Raw genomic sequence first — 18,826 nt, forward strand, 5'->3', positions numbered from 1 at the left:
ATCATTGATGATAATCCTGACAATGTTAGTTTGCTGACGGAGGTTCTAGCCCACATTCCGCTCGTAATGGAAGCCTAAAAATATTTACAACGAGACAATGAGGGTTTCAGCGATTTCCTGAGAAATTAATGATAGTAATTCCTATTAGTGAATCATTATTTAAATTGTTAAAATAGTGATTCTTTTGGGATTAAAGCCCAAAATACTTGCTGTATAAGGATTTGCTTTCTAAATATTTTTTTCAGTAAAATAAGAGCGGAATGTGGGTTCTAGGGTCATTCGGCTACAAAACCCTAGTGGCAATGGATGGGCTGAGTGGCATTCAGAAAATTACTAAAGCTCTGCCTGATCTCATTTTGCTAGATATTCTCATGCCTGAAATTGACGGGTTTGATACTTGCCAACGACTTAAGCAGTCTGAAGTTACTCGTGATATTCCGATCATCTTTATGACGGCGCTTGCTAGCACTGCCGATAAGGTCAAGGGACTTAAATTAGGAGCTGTAGATTATATTACCAAACCATTTCAAGAAGAAGAGCTAATTGCCAGAATAGATCTGCATTTACAACTGCGTCGCCTCAGCCAAGACTTAGCTACACAAAACCAGCAACTCCAAGCAGAAATTGCTCAACGGGAAGCAGCAGAAGCGCAAATCAAAATCCTATCTAAGGTATCCGAGCAAAGCCCTGCTTCGATTGTGATTACGGATGAGAAAGGTGATATTACCTATGTAAATCCCAAATTTGAAGAATTAACAGGCTATGCTTTGGAAGATGTAATTGGTCAAAATCCTCGTCTCCTTAAATCAGGCGAAACCCCTCCTCAAGAATATGCCCATCTCTGGAAATCAATCTCCAATGGATTTGAGTGGCATGGAGAATTTCACAATAAAAAACGTAATGGTGAGCTTTATTGGGAGCAAGCTTCCATCTCGTCAATTAAAGATGAGGAGGGTAGGATAACGCATTATGTAGCTGTCAAAGAAGATATTACGCTCCGCAAGCAGAAAGAATTAGAGTTATTTCAACAGTTTGAGAGAGATAGAATAGTGTCTGAATTAACTCTCAGTATTCGCCAGTCTCTAAATCTCTCTCAAATACTAGATACGGTAGTAAAAGAATTAAAGCGGATTTTGGACATCGACCGAGTTTTAGCCTATCAAATATTTGACGATGGAACGGGAAAGGCAGTTGCGGAAGCGGTAAATGAAAAATTAGATAAAGTATTAGATATTGTATTCCCTTCAGAAATATTTCCTCAAGAGATTTACCAAACCTATATCGAAGGGAAAGTACATCACGTCGATAATTGCGATAACTACGAAATGGCTCCCTGTCTTAATGAATATCTGCGTAGTTTGGGGGTCAGAGCCAAATTAGTTGCACCAGTTCTCAAAAGTGAAAATAGTCTCTGGGGTTTACTAGTTGCCCATCATCATACTGAACACTATTGGCAGGAGTGGGAAATAGAGTTTTTTCATCAGGTCAGCAATCAGTTGGCGATCGCTATTTCTCAAGCTAATCTCTATCAACAGGTACAAATAGAACTAGCAGAAAAAATCCAAGCAGAAAAAGCTCTACAAGTCCTAAATCAAGAACTGGAAGATCGGGTAGAACAGCGCACGGCGGCTCTAAAGACCAGTGAGTTTCGGTTTAGAAGGTTGTTTGAGTCCGATGCAGCAGGAATTTTAACCGCTACCTTATCAGGGGAAATTCTTGATGCTAATCATCGTTTTCTCCAGATGATTGGCTACACCAACGAAGATTTACAGAATAATTTGATCCGATGGGATCAAATCACCCCCCCTGAATTTTCGCCGCTAGATCAAATCGCTTTGCAGCAACTTAGAGACTCAGGATTTACGATACCCTACGAAAAAGAGTATATCTGCAAAGATGGTAAACCTTTATCAGTGCTATTGAGTGGCGCTATGCTGAGTCAATCCAAAGAAGAGGCAATCGCCTTAGTCATTGACATTAGCGAACTTAAAAAGGTAGAAGCAGAAGTGAGTAGACAAGCTCAAAGAGAGAAAGCTTTACGAGAAATCAATCAACGTATCCGTCAATCTCTAGAATTACCTAGTATATTTCAAGCAGTAGTTCGAGAGGTCAAGCAATTGCTTAATGCCGAACGAGTTAGTATTTTCTATTTCTATCCTGAATCTAATTTGAGTGATGGTATATTTGTTGCCGAAGATATTCAGGAATGCTTAATCAATGTCTTTGATGAAGCAATTCGCACTGACTGTGGCAAAGATTTTGCTATTAACTATCAATCTTTTGAACCTGTGGCGATCGCTGATATTGACAAGGCAAATATATCAGACACACATAGAAAAATCCTCCAAAAATTTGAAGTGCAAGCTGATTTAGCAGTTCCAGTCTTAGAGGGTTTCAATGGTGAAAATATATGGGGATTGATATGTATTCATCAATGTTCTAGCCCTCGACAATGGGAACAGTATGAAATCGATTTTGTGACTCAAATATCTTCGCAACTGGCGATCGCGATTCAACAAGCTGATTTATATCACCAAGTACAAATAGAACTAGAGGAGCGCAAAAAAATTGAATTACAACTCCAAGAAAACAATGAAAGCTTAGCTCTCGCCAATATTGAACTAGATAGAGCAACTCGCCTCAAGGATGAGTTTTTAGCAAATATGAGTCATGAATTACGCACTCCCCTCAATGCGATTTTAGGAATGTCAGAGTCATTACAAGAAGGTATTTTGGGGGACTTAAGCGATCGGCAAAAGAACGCAGTTACAATGATCGAAAATGGTGGACAGCATTTGCTTTCCCTAATTACTGATATCCTCGATCTTGCCAAAATTGAATCTGGAAAACTAGAGTTACACATCGAAAACATAGAGATCAAGAAGCTTTGTAACGATAGTCTCATTTTTGTGAAGCAACTAGCGCTCAAAAAAAATATTCGACTCATCTTCAATATTGCCGATCAGCTAAAGCAACCTCAATTTGCTTATATCCAAGTTGATGAATTACGAATACGCCAAGCATTAATCAATTTACTCACCAATGCCGTAAAGTTCACGAACGATGGCGGCATGGTCACATTAGAGGTTCAAATATCTGAAATTAGTCATGAAGATACCCACCCTAAATTTTATATTGATTTTTTGGTGACCGATACAGGTATTGGTATTGCTCAAGAAGATGTCGGTAAGATTTTCCAAACCTTTGTGCAAATTGACAGTGCCCTCAATCGTAAATATGCAGGCACGGGTTTAGGCTTATCTTTGGTAAAAAAGATTGCCGAAATGCATGGAGGCTTAGTTGATTTTGAAAGTGAATTGGGAAAAGGTAGCAAGTTTCGGATTAGGCTTCCCTATCAGCATGATTTAACTGCCAATGATAATCTTGAAAATCTATCCCCTGCAATGTCCAATAAAGTTATAGACATTGCAGCGAGAGATACACCTTACACTATTCTCATCGCGGAAGATGATGATGCAAATATTGAAACTCTGCGGAGCTATCTTGAAAATCGGGGATATAACCTCTTGCTAGCCGCCAATGGCAAAATAGCTGTTGAGATGGCGACTACGCAAAAAGCCGATATTATTCTGATGGATATTCAAATGCCTGAAATGGATGGACTGACAGCAATTAGACTAATTCGGGCTAATCCAAAAACAGCAAATATTCCAATTATTGTACTCACTGCTTTAGCGATGAAAGGGGATCAGGAAAAGTGTATGAATGCAGGAGCAGACGGTTATATTACCAAACCAGTTCGCTTACGAAAATTAGTTGATTCTATTCAAGAGCTATTATAGCGTGACAATCTTCATCAACGATCGCATTAGTGCGATCGCGTAGTACTTGCAAGGCGTGAACTTAGCGCTCGCGTTCTGAATCTCTAATCTAAAGCAGCTTATTTATCTCTATAGGCATAGGTTAACTCGAAGCGTTCACCCTTACACTAGTTTGATGATCATGGCTATATTAAAAGTAGCTATATTTACAGAATTTAATATTGGGATCGCCAAAATTGTCGATAACAACTGGTAGCTCATACCAATGTTGAATGTTCTGGTTAACATAACAGGAGGAGAACCATGTCTAATATCCCAACTGGCGGTCAAATGCTTTGGAAGCTTGAAGATGGAGAACGTGTATTGCATTTACGCCACAATGCAGCCGAACAATGGCGACACTACGAAGATTTTCCTGAATATGCGATGCAAGACCCCGTAGGATTTTCCAAAGGTATCGCCACTTTTGTCACCTTACTAAAAAAAGATTGGATTGCTATTAAGTCATAAAACGTGAGAAAGCGGTGCATTGCACCGCTTTCTCATTTATTCATCCCAATCGTGCCATTCGACTTTATTTACTTCCAAATACATATCCACAGCCTGTCCAATGGTGGGAAAGAAGTCATCTTTGCCAATCTTGGTGAAAAGTCCATAACGTTTTAGGCGATCCTTAGTTGGTCCCTTCATCTCCGCAAAGCATAATTCTATATGTGCTTTGCATAGGGTTTTATCAAGTTCAGCGATCGCATCCGCAGCCGTAAGGTCAATATCAGTGACAGGTTCTGCGGCTACTAGTACCCACTTGGTAGTCGTCGGAGCATTCATTACCGCCTGTAATACATGTTCACAAAAGGTTTCGGCATTGGCAAAAAACAGTGGCGCATCCCAACGAAAAATCACTAATCCTGGAATTTGTCTAGCTTCGGGATGGCGCGAGACATCGTGATAGCCTTTAATGCCATCAATCCGACCAAGTACTGCATAGTGTGGTCGCCATGCACTCCACACAAAGGCAATCAACGCCAAAACTACAGCGCTAAAAATGCCTTGAATCACTCCCAGTACAGCGACACCACAAAAACAAACAATTGACAGAAAAAATTCAAATCGCCTTAAATGATATAGGCGCAAAGTTCCCCTAATTTCAAAAATGCCTAGCCCAGCCGAAATAACCACAGCGCTGAGAGCAGCTTGGGGTAAATCTCGTAATAACATCGGCGCAAACCATAAAACTATGGCAAGACAAATTGCACCTACCACTCCTGTAATCTGTGTTTTCGAGCCTGCGGCTTCAGCTACAGGAGTACGTGAAGCACTACTACTCACGGAAAATCCTTGAAATAATCCCGCCGCAATATTGGCGATACCCAAGGCAATTAATTCTTGATTGCGATCAACTTTATAACCACCGCGTATGGCAAAGGTTCGTGACAACACACTCAGATCGGCATAGGACACCAAGGCGATCGCCAAAGCACTAGAAAACAAAGTATTAAATTTGATCGGTGCAATGTTAGGAACTTGGAATGTGGGTAACCCCTGTGGCAAGACTCCGACTACGGATATGCCCGATCGCTGTGCAAGGTCGAATAGAGAACTAACTATCGTTGCCGCTACCACCGCCACCAAGACCCCTGAGATTTTGGGAGCTAGTTTCTTAAGAACTAGAATTACCAGCAAACAAGATAATCCGATCGCTAGTGCTGTCGTGTTGGTTTTACCATCTTGAACACCTTGCCCAAATCCAATCAGATCTTCCCAAATCGTATTGCCAGCCACGGAAAATCCAAAAATCTTCGGCAATTGACCAATTAAAATGGTCACAGCAATTCCATTCAGATATCCATAGCGAATCGGTTTAGAAAGTAGTTCGGTAATGAAGCCAAACCTTGCTAGCCCTGCAACAATGCAGATGATTCCTGAAAAAATTGCTAAAACTCCCGCGATCGCGATCGCCCGAACTGGATCGCCATTAGACATTGGTAGCACTGTTGCAGAAATTAGGGGAATCAAAGCTGAGTCAGGACCTAATACCAAAATCCGACTAGGTCCAAAAATGGCATAGGCAATTAATGGCACAATCGTGGCATATAACCCATAGATCGCAGGTAAGCCTGCGGCTTCGGAATAACCCATACCTGCGGGAATGAGGATGGCGGTCAGTACCAGTCCTGCAACCACATCTTGGATCAGCCAAGGAAGTTGATAATTCCTTAGCACAGCGATAATGGGCATCCATCGGGCTAACCCATGAGGATGTGCAGCAAGGGGAAATGGAATATTCGGTGGGGGCTTTGTCAACAAGTCACCTCAATATAAGGATTATAAGGATTCTGCAATTTAGTAAAGAACCAGATTTTTGATGGCGCAGCGAAGCCGCGCCATCAAAAATCTGGTTCTTTATTTTACGGCGAAGCCCTAAGTTTTTAGATAGACTTTCCAGACTACCCAAAAAATGACACTATGCTTAGCCAAAGAATTGTTGACATTATCTAAAAATTATGGGCCAAAACAACCAAATCTCTCAGCTTGAACGATCGCAAATTATAGCGATCGCCCAAAAATTCTCTAACCAAAATCAAATTGCCGATATTCAAGCATTTGGCAGTGGCAATATTAATGATACTTTTTTAGTTTCTTTACAGGAAGTAGAAGCTCAGTCTTTCATCTTGCAACGCATAAATACCAAAGTGTTTCGTGAACCAAAGTTGGTCATGCAGAATATGCGGGTTTATGCGAATCATGTACGCGATCGCCTGCAAAATTATCCACTAGATCGACGATGGGATATACCAAAAATATTACCAACTCAGCAAGGTCAAGACTATTGGCAGACTGAAAGTGGCGAATTTTGGCGATCGCTTAGTTTTATCGCAGGTTCTCAATCCTTTGATGCGATGCAGAATATTGAACAAGCGCGAGAAGTTGGCTATGCTTTGGGAATGTTCCATCATCTGACTAGTGATTTGCTTCCTGAACGATTGGCTGATACCTTAGAAGGTTTTCATATTACGCCACGATATTTACAGCAATATGAAGAGATTTTGGGAACGAGAAATATTAATAAATCACCTGAAGTTGATTATTGTTTACGCTTTGTAAGCGATCGCAAGGACTTAGCACATATTTTAGAAGATGCGAAAGCATCTGGAAAATTACCATTGCGAGTCATGCATGGTGATCCGAAAGTGAATAATATTTTATTTGATCGACAGACGCAACTGGCGGTGAGTGTGGTCGATTTGGATACGGTGAAATCTGGGTTAGTGCATTATGATATCGGTGATTGTTTGCGATCGGGTTGTAATCCTGCGGGTGAAGAGACGGAACAATGGCAAGATGTTCAATTTGATATGGATCTATGTCAAGGGATTTTACAGGGATATCTCTCAACGGCGCAATCATTTCTGACAGAATCTGACTATGCCTATATTTATGACGCAATTCGGGTGATTACCTTTGAATTAGGATTGCGCTTTTTTACCGATTATTTATCAGGAAATATCTACTTTAATGTTAAACATTCTGAACATAATTTGTGGCGATCGCTTGTTCAGTTTCGTTTAGTCGAGAGTATTGAAACTCAAGAATCAGTCATTCAGAAAATCATCAAAGACATACAATGTAAAGCACTGTAAGATAGAAATACGGCTTCTATAGCGTTTTTCAAGCAAGCGAGGTACAAAGGTTTGTTTCCCCGCCGAAGGCGGGGAAACAAACCCATACTTCACTAGACTGATAAACGCTATATCGTAGATTAAAAATACATGGAATCACCACAACAAATTTTAGAGTTTCTAGATCGCAGTTTTAATGAGATCAAAATACCTTGCCTAGGCAATTTAAATGTTGACTATCTTTCGTCAAGACTTTTGGCATTTCGGGATGAGCATCAATGGATTATTATGTTCAACTCAATTACTTGGTGTCCTGCTGGTGAAGGACTAACCACAATTATTGAATGTGTGGGCAACTGTAATTCACAGAAAAATAATGCTCAGCACAATTTCCATTTTGACAGTAATCGCTACCTAATTACGGGACAAATTAAATACGATGAATTACTTAACGATTATCTTGTAACTGTGAGAGGTAAATCTATTCCCTTAACAGAATTGAATATCATTTTTCGTCCAGATTTATTTTCGGAGCATGAGCCTGATATTGCGATCGCTTTGTTAGAAAACTATCGAGAAGAGTTACTGGCTAATCAGGAAGAATATGGAGTGTTTATTCCCAATGGGATGACTGAGGTTTTACGCCTTGATGAGTGGCATCATCCAGATTGGGATTGCCCACCAAGTCAGACTGAGAGTTTTCCTCTCATTGCTGAAGTTCTATATACTGGTAATCCTGATTTTTACAAACCACCGTCAAACCCCAATACTGATTGGCACTTTTGGTTTCCCAAGTAATAAAAAGAGGTGGCGGAGCTTCGCGCCGCCACCTCTTTTTATTGTTCAGCAATATTATCTATTTTTTCGCGGATTGATAATTGGACGAGAGCGCGTATTAGTGAAAATCCAGAGAAAAAAGCACCTATAAAAGCAGCGATCGCCCAACTCGTATAAGTACCATTTGTACCGACCAATAGTACGGCTCCAGCGAGGACTAAAAATCCTGTAAGACAAGCATAAATTAAAGCTTTCACAGCAATGTTAATCCGCTTGAGAGTGCGATCGCTTTCGGAAGACTTGACCTGAATCATCAACTCACCACGCTCGATCCGCTCTTCCAACCGTTCTAATAAAATTTCCATGCGACTAGGTTTATTGAGTTGATAAACCAGAAAATCTTTTGCTTGTTGTGCCAAAGCTCCTAAGGTATTGCCACGCCCCCTTGTGAGGACAATACTTTTGACAAAGGGCTGGGCGGCGGTGGTGAAGTTATATTCTGGATCGAGAATTCGGGCGATTCCATCAAGGGTGGTGAGGGATTTGAGCAGATAGGTCATTTGCGGCGGCAGACGGAAAGGCTGCTTCTCAAAAATGGCTACCACTTCGCCTTTAATTTGCTCAAACTCATAGATATTTACTGGTCTTTCCGTGAAGCGATCCAGCACGAATTTCAACATGCGCTTAATCGGACTCATATCGGCGATCGGTTCGATGAAACCCATGCTCATCAAAGTGTCAACGACTTCATTAGTATCTTTCCGCAGTACGGCAAAGAAGGTTTTGACCATTTGATCCTTTGCCATGGTTTTTACTTCCGCCATCATGCCGTAGTCATAAAAAATGAGACTTCCACTAGGGCTGACAGCTAAATTTCCAGGATGAGGATCAGCATGAAAGAATCCATCTTGGAGCAATTGTTTGAGATAGCAGCAGATTCCTAATTGATTAATTTCTTTGGGATTCAATCCACAGGCTTCAAGGGCTTGACGATCATCAATTTTGATGCCTGGGACATATTCTAAGGTCAAAACCATAGAGGTGGAATAGTCCCAATAGATTTTTGGGACAACGATCCGTGGATAGCCTTCAAAATTTTTACGGAAGCGATCGGCATTGCTGCCTTCGATCGCATAATCAATTTCTTGATAAAGAATCGTAAAAAACTCTTGATAAATTCCTTCTAAATTATATTTGCGTGTCCATGCAAAATAGCGCCGAAATACCTTGAGAAGTTTGCCAACCGCAAGTAAATCGAGATCGAATAGTTTTTTCAACCCCGGACGTTGGACTTTGACAACAACTTCTTCACCACTGTACAAAGTAGCTCGATGTACTTGTCCGAGACTAGCGGCGGCAAGAGGAATTTCGTCAAAGTCACGATAGATTGTATAAAGAGATTTCCCTAGTTCCAGTTCGATAATGTCTCTGGCCTCTTTAGCACTAAAGGCTGGCACTTTGTCTTGGAGCTGCGCCAAAGTACTAATGTATTCGGGTGGTAACAGATCGACGCGAGTAGACAGTGATTGACCAATCTTGATAAATGTTGGACCTAGTTCGAGCATATTGCGAACCAGCCATTCAGCCCTTTTGCTGCGCGTACTTGATGTATTATTTTGCCAAAACTTATCCCACCATATAAAAAACAGGAATGTAAACGCAGCTAAAAACACCTCGCGTTGACGGGCTAGTGAAGAACTTTTGCTTCTCTGCCAGCGCAGCTTTTTGTACTGTAATTGGGCGATCGCAGACATATTTTGCCAATAATAACAATGCTAATAAAATTACGAATTACGAATTACGAATTACGAATTCCTGACTCGTAATTTTGTAATTCGTAATTCTGACTAGCAGTGCTGTGTTTATATTACCCAAATTAATAACAATTCTGCGAAGTGACACGAATTATAGCCATCACTAAAAAATGTGAGACACCGCAAAGCGCTGCCTCACGCTCTTTCTTAGTAAAGGTTGCTAAAACATAAAACGGCGTAGCCGTTTGTATGTTTTGGTATAAAGCTCAAAAGTGAGGGAAGTGTAAAGCACTGCTACCAAAAGACAGCAAAAATGGCAAGACTTTGCTATGGTTATGTTTAGTGGCGATCGCCAGAAACATTATGCATGAGGTTTTTACATTGGCATGGTCAATATGAAAATCGCAAACCAAAATTAGTATGGGTTTTACGGTTTGTAAACTGTCGTAGACAAAATGCAAACCGCAGTATGTAGAGCCTTGAGGCTAAAAAACTTTGTAACTATTCAAATCATTCCTAGAGGTAACCTAATGGGTGAAATCACCAGAGATGAGATCCGCGAACGCTTAGGCAATATTGATCAAATTCGCGATATCATTTTCGGCGCACATTTGCGCGAATACACTAGTCGGCTAGATAAAGCTGAGTCGGATATTTCAGCTATTCAGCAAGATGTCCGCGATCGCCTTAACGACTTAAAATCAGTGTTAGCCAGTGAGTTACGGGCGGCGGTTGAGTCTATTGATAAGCGACTAAAAACGATTAGTACCTCTACTCAGGAGGAAGCTGCTGACCTACGTCAACAATTCGATCGCATTAACCGCAAGTTTACAAGTAATATTGAGACCCTTGATGAGTCCGTTGAAGCGCAACGGGTAGCGCTGCGGGAAGAAATTGCCCAAACTAGAGATAATTTACAAAATGATACTCGTGAATTGAGATCGCTAGTTTTAGAGGAGCTAGACCGTCATTTCTCAATTCTTCGAGAAGACAAACTTTCTAAAGATGATATGGCTGAGCTGCTATTTGAGTTAGGTATGCGACTTAAGGGTTCTGAGTTTGTACCTGAACTGCGTGAGGCGGCTGAAGAAAAGGTGGAAGAGAAGTATGAACGGGTGAGTATCCTCGATTCTGAGCCAAAAGTCTCAACTAGCGCGGACGCAACTAGCCCTGCAACTAGAACTACATCACGTACTTCTAAAGCCAAGCCATAAATTCCATAAAAAGTAAGTAACCACAAATGCAAAACAAGGGGCTGAAGCCCCTTGTTTTGCATTTGTGGAGAGCCAAAATAAATGAAAGCGGCGCGAAGCGCCGCCTTCATTTATTTTGGTTTTATGTTCTAAGCAAAACTTTCATTGCTATAGTACAAAAACACTGTCATTATGCAAAAGTAGTATGTCAGAGCTAAAAGGAGAGCAAAAGGGTAACTTCCAGAATAAAGCGCTCAGTGATGTTGAAAAGTTTTTACTCCTGCTCTCTGAGCTAAATATTATTGACTCTGAAAAACCTAAAAATTCTCAGAATCAGCAACGGGTAGATGATTCAAGTCTGTTAAATATTGACAATTATGATAATAAATATAAAGAAATTAAGTCTAGCTCAAGATTGTTAGAGAGCGAGCAGAACTTAATAGGAAAGTCTAGAAAAAAATTTCCAGATGAAGAATTTTTAGATATAACGCGATCGCCAAATTCACAGAACTCATTGGCTAAGCCCAGACAAAAATCATTAGATGAAGATTTTTCAGATATCGGGCGATCGCCTTCCGTATATCCTTTTCCTAGCCTACTAGATGAGCTACCTTTTTTAAGAGATATTCCTTCTGCTAAAAATGGGTTTGATCATGATGTTAAAGATCGGCAAACAGTAGAACAGGCTACGGAAAACTTAGATCTTGTTGACAATTCTAAATATTCCCGATTAGAACAAATAGAACCTTCACGAAAAGAAGAAATTGAGACGGTTAACCTCATCCAAGAGATTCTCTTAGGTAGTGATAAAGCCCAAATAGTATCTCCGCAAATTGCTCAAACAAACTCTTCTCAAATCTCTCAATCCGTCTCAGTACCTGCTTCTCGACCTCAATTACAAACGCCGTCAAAAAACTCCTATTTAGAAAACTCCTCAGATGATGAAGCCTTACATCTTTTGCAGGATATTCTGGTTGTGCCAGAGTTAGAAGATTTGAGAAGCTTTAAAATTGCGGTTGAGCAAAAGCTAGGAATTGTTGAAAGTCAGGTAAATAATCCTGAAATAATGAACAAAATCGAGGGTTTAGAAAGTCTTCTGCACAGTGCTTCTCGTAGACTCTCGGCTATGGACGATGAAAATAGCAATATTCCGATGGAGATTGAAGGGGTTAGGGAGCGTGTTGCTCAGTTAGAAAATCAAATTAATCAACCAGCAGAGTTAGTCCAGCTTTTGCTGCCAATTATTGCGGAGCTGCTCAGTCTCAAAGCCGATCAAGCTAGAGAAGAGATGTGTCAAGCGATTACACCAATTATCGCTGAGGTGATCTTTGAGCGATCGCAACTAGATCGTTTATCGATGAGTCATGCGATCGCCGATCTTTTACCCAATGCGATTAGTGACCAAATTCGTAATAACCCTGAGCAAATTGCGAAGGCTCTCGGGCCAGAAGTTGGGGCAGCTATTCGTGAACAAATTCGGATTGATCGCGATGAAATCGTTGATGCACTTGCACCAGAAATGGGAGCGGCTATTAAGCAACAGATCGTACTTGAACGTGATGCTATGGTTGATGCTCTTTATCCTGTAATTGGGAATACGATCACCAAATATTTTGCGGAAGCAATTCGTTCCATTAATGAAAAGGTTGAACAGACTTTTAGCGTAGAAGGCATACAGCGTAAATTTCGCGCCAGAATAAAAGGCGTTTCTGAAGCCGAATTAATCCTTAAAGAATCAGTTCCCTTTGAAATTCAAGCCATATTTTTGATTCATAATCTATCAGGACTAGTAATGATCGATATCCAAAAAAGTGATCTTGATTCTTTGGTAGAGCCAATTGACTCAGACATGCTAGCAGGGATGTTGACAGCGATTCGGAGCTTTGCCAATGAATGTATATCGCGATCGGAAAGTACCACGGAACTTGATGCGATTAACTATAGTGGTTCTAAGATTTTGCTGGAAGTGGCGGGATATTGTTATCTTGCGGTGATTATTCAAGGAGAACCTGACGCGGCTTTGGTAAACAAAATTCGCGATGTTTTTGGTCGAGTTGTGCAAGTCTATGGCGATCGCTTCAAAGAATTTGACGGTGATCCCAGTATGGTTCCCATGGAAGTAGAAACTCAACTCAAAACATTAATAGAAGTTGAAAAGACAAAACTTTCCAAGCAATCACCAAAGACTCTGATGGTTATGAGTTTAGCCGTACTTGCCCTGATTTTTGTGCCGATAGGAATTTTTCAATATTACGCTAATCGAGATCGTCAACTTGAAGCGAAAGTTTTAGAAGCATTCGCCAGTACGCCTGAACTCGCTGTCTATCGGCTGAACGTAACTGCCGAAGGCGATCGCTTGAAATTAACAGGCAAATTGCCAAATCAACATTTACGCGATCGCGCCCTCCAAGTGGCGATTTCATCTACCAAAACAGAAATAGCAAATGGCAAAATCAACAATAATATTTATACCGTCAATATACCGCCCGATCCTGAACTTGTAGCGATCGAAGTCCAACGACTTACTAAAGCCCTCAACTACACCCAAGGCGTAAATATTCAGAGCCAATTTAAAGATGGACAAGTAACAATTACAGGACAGATTGAGCAGCCCCGACTGATCCCCAAAATCACTCAGTCATTCACTAAAATTGCAGGAATTACTACGGTTAGCAATGCCGCCACGATTCTGACACCAAAGCTATCCACACGCATCTACTTTCCACTGTGGGTGACAACCCTAGAACCAAGTGATACCGAAAAACTAATAGAAGTTCAAGCTTTTCTAGATCTTTACCCAGACTACAATCTTAAGATTTTGGTAAAGAATGATAATATTGGAGATCGCGCTATCAACTATCAATTAGGAATGAAACGCGCTCAAACTGTTCGAGATGCTCTATTGCAAAGAGGTGTAAATGCTAAACGCTTACATATTTCTGGGATAATAGATGTATCTGTGCAGCAACCCTCTGACCAAATCTTAAGGTGGGTAGAGTTTCAACCAATTTTAAAGCCCATGTCCGTATCTAATTAAATGCATTCTCCTACCAAAGTAATTTCTCAAAAAATATGTCTGATTGGTGATTTTGGTGTTGGTAAAACCAGCCTAATTCGCCAGTTTGTTGATCGTCAATTTAGTGATAAGTATTTATCAACGGTTGGTGTAAAAATCTCACGGAAATTAGTCTCTATTAATAATTCTTGTGTAAATGATTCTTCAGTAGAATTAAAACAATTGCAGTTGATTATTTGGGATATTGAAGGTAGTACCCGTTTTAAGGCGATCGCACCCAGTTATTTACAAGGAGCAAAGGGAGCAATCATCGTTGGCGACGTGACCAGAAACTCAAGTATGCAAAATCTCAAAGATCATGTGCAGCTTTTTAAATCCATTAATCCTCAATCTAACTTAATCATTGCCTTGAATAAAGTTGATTTGATTGAAAGCCATGAGAGAGACAGTCTATTGCAATCTATCCCAACTGATTTTGCTAACCTAAACATATCTATAAATATTACTTCAGCTAAAACTGGTGAAGGTGTTGATGAAACATTCCAAAAATTGGCGTTTCAGATGCTAATGCTAGAATAAAGACTCGACGACTAAAATTAAAGTATTAGAAGGCTACAAGTAAGAACATCCCCAATAAATAATCGTTCAGCATTCTATTCATCAATCATTAGCTGCTATGAAACAGTCAAAACTTCTAAAAAAACTTCTCACTGCTTCAGAGCGATCGTTTATTACAATTGATCGCCAGTTTATGATTACTGATACTTCCTATGGAGCCGAACGATTTTCTGAATATCCCCACGAGTCATTGCTGAATAAAGATATTCGGAATGCATTTCCCGAAATAATTGGATTAGAAGAATCTTTTCATAATATTTGGCTCAACCAACTTACTAGTCTTGAAATTAAAGGAGTCTGTCGTTCACTTAATCCTCAAGAGCCTCTCTATTTTAATTTTTATATTATTGGTACAAATGAATTAGAAGAAGAAGATAAAAATATTATTATCTGCATTGAAGATGCCACAGATGTGATGATAATGTCTCAGACATTAATGCAAAGGGCAAATGAATCTGATTTACTTGCTAATGCTCTGTTAAAGTCGAAGGAATATATTGACAAAATCATTTCTGCGATGGCTGATGCTTTAATTGTTACTGATTATCAAGGCAAAATTAAAACTGTCAACCCTGCGGCTATCAATTTGTTTGGTTATTCCCAAAATGAATTAGTAAGTGCATCGATCGCTTCATTATTTGAAAATCCTCATCAATTAGATTTGATTCATCAGAATTATCTACAAAACCAGTTAACTAATGAACATATTCTAGATAGCGATCGCTATTTTACAAATATCGAAATATTATGTCTATCAAAAACTAGTGAAGAGATTTTGATCTCTTTCTCTTGCTCAACTATCCAAAACCATCAACTTGAGTATAATGTTGAACCTAACCATGATTTTGTTTATGTTGGTCGTAATATTACAGAACTGAAGCGTAAAGAACAAGAATTATTAGCCGCTAGACAATTTGCTGAGCAATCAGCCAAAGCGAAGAGTATTTTCTTAGCAAATATGAGTCATGAAATTCGGACTCCCATGAATGGCGTTTTGGGTATGACAGACCTGTTACTTGGGACAAATCTAGATGATCGTCAGCAGGACTTTGTGGAAAATATTCGGTTAAGCGGTAATTTATTGCTTAGTTTAATTAATCGTATTTTGGATTTGTCAAAACTAGAAGAAGGACAGTTGCAATTAGAAAGTTTACCTTTCAATTTAGAGCAATGTATAGAAGAAATTCTTGAACTCTTTGCATTTCAAGCCCATAATCAGGGTCTAGAAATTAATGCTTGTTTTGCAGAGAACTTACCAACTTTACTAATTGCGGACACAGTTAGATTCAGGCAAATCATGATGAATTTAATTGGTAATGCAATTAAGTTTACGACTGAAGGCGAGATCGTGGTGCGGGTCGAACGCGATCGCATTTTTGAGCAATCTAACCCTTTATCAAATAAGGATTCACCACAATCTCAAGTCTATTTGCGATTCTCAGTTATCGATACAGGTATTGGTATTGATCCCGAAAATCAAGATAAGCTCTTTAAACCTTTTTCTCAAGTTGATACCTCTACTAATCGCCGTTTTGGTGGTACTGGATTAGGACTAGCGATCTGTCGTCAGTTAGTGGAGCTAATGCAAGGTGAAATCGGTATATCTAGCCCTGTCGAGAATGGGAAAGGAACTTGTTTTTGGTTTAGGATTCCTTTTACTCTTCAACCAATTCAGAATCCCCCATCTTTAGGTGATAATGCTCGCACTTTAAGTAAGCGAAATGTTTTAGTAGTTGACGCAAACCAACATGCCCGCCATGCGATAGGTTATTACCTCTCTAAGTTTGGTGCGGAAGTCTATGAAGTATCTAACATTATGGACGCGATTAGATATTTGGACGCAAGGAATAAAGTTGATGTTGCCATTATAGATTGGGGACTAACTGATTTTAATGGTTCTAAGTTAATGCAGCAAATTCATGGGAAAGAGAGATTTGCTGATTTACCAATTATGGCAATATTGACAGCCAACAGACAAGGTGAGGCTGAAATAGCTATTCATCAAGGCTTTTGTGGATACGTAACGAAACCCTTTAAGGAGCAGCGATTACTTAAAGCAATGTTTTCATCTCTGGGAATTGAGAATCCAGTTCTAGCTAATGATGCTTCTGCGAGTGCAATTATTCCACATCTTCGAGATCGCCCTAAGCCGAATATTGGGTTAGAAGAGCTAAAAAGATCAAGGATTCTATTAGCAGAAGATAACATTGTCAATCAGAAAGTGACAATGACATATTTATCACAATTAGGATGTCAAGCCGACTTAGCTGAAAATGGGGAACAGGTACTGGAGTTAATGCGAACTAAAGATTATGACATTATCTTGATGGATTGTCAGATGCCTTTATTGGATGGATATGACACGACTCAAGCTATCCGTCAACTTGAATCTACTGCTCAGACATCCAAACATGTAGTGATCATCGCGATGACTGCCAATGCTTTTACCGAAGATCGCGATCGCTGCATAGCAATGGGAATGGATGATTTTCTGAGTAAGCCGATCCGCAGACAACAACTTAAGGAGACTCTTGAGGATTGGATTATCAAACAAAAACTTAAAGAGAATCTTAGGAGTTGGATCATATAGAAGTAATGAAGTGCCGCGCTCCGCGCGGCACTTCATTACAAAAAACATTACTTCTAGCTAAATTTTAGTAAAAGTCTCACTTGGTGAGACTTTTGTGACAAAATTTATAAGCACAAGTCAAAAAAGTTTTCGTTTAGATAGCCATCATGCTCAAAGCTGGGATTGTCGGACTACCCAATGTGGGGAAGTCTACGTTATTTAATGCTCTAGTTGCCAACGCTAAGGCGGAAGCAGCCAACTTTCCCTTTTGTACGATTGAACCCAACGTTGGCTCGGTGTCCGTCCCTGACGATCGCCTAAATACCCTCGCCGAAGTCGGTAAATCCGCGCAAATCATCCCCACTCGAGTCGAATTTGTCGATATTGCAGGATTGGTCAGAGGCGCAAGCAAGGGCGAAGGGCTAGGAAATCAGTTCCTAGGAAATATTCGTGTCTGCGATGCGATCGTTCATGTCGTGCGTTGTTTTGAAAATGACGACATCATCCATGTTGAAGCCTCAATCGATCCAGCCCGTGACATTGAAATTATTACCCTCGAACTAGCTCTATCCGACCTATCCCAAGTCGATCGCCGTATTGAGCGTACCCGTAAAGCTGCTCGCGCCGATGCCGATGCAAAAATCGAATTAGCCGCCCTTGAAAAAGTTCGCGAGACTTTAGACGCTGGTAAACCTGCGCGTCTTGCCAATCTCAACGATGAAGAAAAGGAAGCAATTTCGGTGTTGCAGTTGTTGACTCTCAAGCCGACAATTTACGCAGCAAATGTCTCTGAAGATGATCTGGCGACTGGTAATGCCTTTGTCGATAAAGTCAAGGCGATCGCGGCGGCGGAGAATGCTGAAGTAACTATTGTCTCGGCTCAGGTTGAAGCTGAACTTTTAGAATTGCCAGATGATGAACGTCAAGACTTTCTAGAATCCCTTGGAGTTAAAGAAGGCGGTTTAAAATCTCTAATCCGTGCCACCTATCACCTTTTAGGTTTACGCACTTACTTCACAGTTGGGCCAAAGGAAGCCCGCGCTTGGACAATTCATGCGGGGATGAAAGCACCCCAAGCCGCAGGCGTAATTCACTCTGATTTCGAGAAAGCCTTTATTCGGGCGGAAACAGTTGCCTTTAAAGACCTTGTGGAGTGCGGCTCAATGAGTGCGGCTCGTGCTAAGGGGTTGCTCCGCAGTGAAGGTAAAGAATATGTGGTGCAAGAAGGTGATGTAATTTTATTCCTGACTAGCGCCTAGGAGCAAAATATTGCTTCGCAATAGTTATATCAAAGAGTAATGGCAGCGCTTCGCGCCGCCATTATTCTTTGATATAACTGATGTTACGTGGATAGAATTCCTGCGATCATCTAACCCACATTCCGCTCGTAATGGAATGAGAAAAACAATTACGAAACAGGTGCAGGGAGCAAATAATAGCGTTGGCAGGTGGGAGAAAAAAACTTTAAAATATGAAGCCGAAGAGGAGACAAATTAA

The 18,826-nt window shown here is 40.4% G+C and carries 11 protein-coding genes; 9 read left to right on the plus strand and 2 right to left on the minus strand.

Features of this window, described 5'->3' with window-relative positions; all coding sequences use genetic code 11:
* Window positions 1-260 precede the first annotated feature (260 nt).
* On the plus strand, window positions 261-3,803 hold the full coding sequence (locus tag B9G53_RS20650) for a response regulator (protein WP_094535357.1): 3,543 nt from the start codon (window positions 261-263) through the stop codon (window positions 3,801-3,803).
* 282 nt (window positions 3,804-4,085) lie between these two features.
* The gene (locus B9G53_RS20655) at window positions 4,086-4,292 is read left to right on the plus strand and encodes a hypothetical protein (RefSeq protein WP_094535358.1); all 207 of its coding nucleotides are present in this window, start codon (window positions 4,086-4,088) and stop codon (window positions 4,290-4,292) included.
* 36 nt (window positions 4,293-4,328) lie between these two features.
* Here B9G53_RS20655 and B9G53_RS20660 read toward each other — a convergent pair whose 3' ends face one another.
* Window positions 4,329-6,086, minus strand: a complete 1,758-nt coding sequence (locus B9G53_RS20660; protein WP_254923755.1) for a SulP family inorganic anion transporter — start codon at window positions 6,084-6,086, stop codon at window positions 4,329-4,331.
* Between the two features lie 200 nt (window positions 6,087-6,286).
* Here B9G53_RS20660 and B9G53_RS20665 point away from each other — a divergent pair, with 200 nt between their 5' ends.
* Window positions 6,287-7,423: a phosphotransferase enzyme family protein gene (locus B9G53_RS20665; protein WP_094535360.1), complete on the plus strand. Its 1,137-nt coding sequence runs from the start codon at window positions 6,287-6,289 to the stop codon at window positions 7,421-7,423.
* Window positions 7,424-7,552: 129 nt separating this feature from the next.
* Window positions 7,553-8,200 carry a hypothetical protein gene (locus B9G53_RS20670; protein WP_094535361.1) on the plus strand — a complete coding sequence of 216 codons (648 nt, stop codon included), beginning with the start codon at window positions 7,553-7,555 and terminating at the stop codon, window positions 8,198-8,200.
* A 38-nt stretch (window positions 8,201-8,238) separates the two neighbouring features.
* Here B9G53_RS20670 and B9G53_RS20675 read toward each other — a convergent pair whose 3' ends face one another.
* The gene (locus B9G53_RS20675) at window positions 8,239-9,933 is read right to left on the minus strand and encodes an AarF/ABC1/UbiB kinase family protein (protein WP_094535362.1); all 1,695 of its coding nucleotides are present in this window, start codon (window positions 9,931-9,933) and stop codon (window positions 8,239-8,241) included.
* A 530-nt stretch (window positions 9,934-10,463) separates the two neighbouring features.
* On the opposite strand from B9G53_RS20675, the gene B9G53_RS20680 reads away from it, so the two are divergent.
* From B9G53_RS20680 to ychF, 5 genes are all read left to right on the plus strand, one after another.
* Window positions 10,464-11,147 (plus strand): hypothetical protein, encoded by a 684-nt coding sequence (locus B9G53_RS20680; protein ID WP_254923756.1) that lies wholly within the window; start codon window positions 10,464-10,466, stop codon window positions 11,145-11,147.
* Between the two features lie 184 nt (window positions 11,148-11,331).
* Window positions 11,332-14,163 carry a BON domain-containing protein gene (locus B9G53_RS20685; RefSeq protein WP_094535363.1) on the plus strand — a complete coding sequence of 944 codons (2,832 nt, stop codon included), beginning with the start codon at window positions 11,332-11,334 and terminating at the stop codon, window positions 14,161-14,163.
* On the plus strand, window positions 14,164-14,721 hold the full coding sequence (locus tag B9G53_RS20690; RefSeq protein WP_094535364.1) for a Rab family GTPase: 558 nt from the start codon (window positions 14,164-14,166) through the stop codon (window positions 14,719-14,721).
* 97 nt (window positions 14,722-14,818) lie between these two features.
* A complete protein-coding gene (locus tag B9G53_RS20695) occupies window positions 14,819-17,350 on the plus strand; it encodes a PAS domain-containing hybrid sensor histidine kinase/response regulator (protein ID WP_094535365.1) in 2,532 nt (843 codons plus the stop codon).
* A gap of 146 nt (window positions 17,351-17,496) precedes the next feature.
* Window positions 17,497-18,588: a redox-regulated ATPase YchF gene (gene ychF, locus B9G53_RS20700; protein WP_094535366.1), complete on the plus strand. Its 1,092-nt coding sequence runs from the start codon at window positions 17,497-17,499 to the stop codon at window positions 18,586-18,588.
* Window positions 18,589-18,826: the final 238 nt, after the last annotated feature.

It is taken from the genome of Pseudanabaena sp. SR411 (genome assembly GCF_002251945.1).
Lineage (GTDB): Bacteria > Cyanobacteriota > Cyanobacteriia > Pseudanabaenales > Pseudanabaenaceae > Pseudanabaena.

Excerpts from the sequence above, each read along its gene's own strand:
- B9G53_RS20685 (WP_094535363.1), top strand. The coding sequence starts at position 11,332 with ATGTCAGAGCTAAAAGGAGAGCAAAAGGGTAACTTCCAGAATAAAGCG.
- B9G53_RS20690 (WP_094535364.1), top strand. The coding sequence starts at position 14,164 with ATGCATTCTCCTACCAAAGTAATTTCTCAAAAAATATGTCTGATTGGT.
- B9G53_RS20675 (WP_094535362.1), bottom strand. The coding sequence starts at position 9,933 with ATGTCTGCGATCGCCCAATTACAGTACAAAAAGCTGCGCTGGCAGAGA.
- B9G53_RS20650 (WP_094535357.1), top strand. The coding sequence starts at position 261 with ATGTGGGTTCTAGGGTCATTCGGCTACAAAACCCTAGTGGCAATGGAT.
- B9G53_RS20680 (WP_254923756.1), top strand. The coding sequence starts at position 10,464 with ATGGGTGAAATCACCAGAGATGAGATCCGCGAACGCTTAGGCAATATT.
- B9G53_RS20655 (WP_094535358.1), top strand. The coding sequence starts at position 4,086 with ATGTCTAATATCCCAACTGGCGGTCAAATGCTTTGGAAGCTTGAAGAT.
- ychF (WP_094535366.1), top strand. The coding sequence starts at position 17,497 with ATGCTCAAAGCTGGGATTGTCGGACTACCCAATGTGGGGAAGTCTACG.
- B9G53_RS20695 (WP_094535365.1), top strand. The coding sequence starts at position 14,819 with ATGAAACAGTCAAAACTTCTAAAAAAACTTCTCACTGCTTCAGAGCGA.
- B9G53_RS20670 (WP_094535361.1), top strand. The coding sequence starts at position 7,553 with ATGGAATCACCACAACAAATTTTAGAGTTTCTAGATCGCAGTTTTAAT.
- B9G53_RS20665 (WP_094535360.1), top strand. The coding sequence starts at position 6,287 with ATGGGCCAAAACAACCAAATCTCTCAGCTTGAACGATCGCAAATTATA.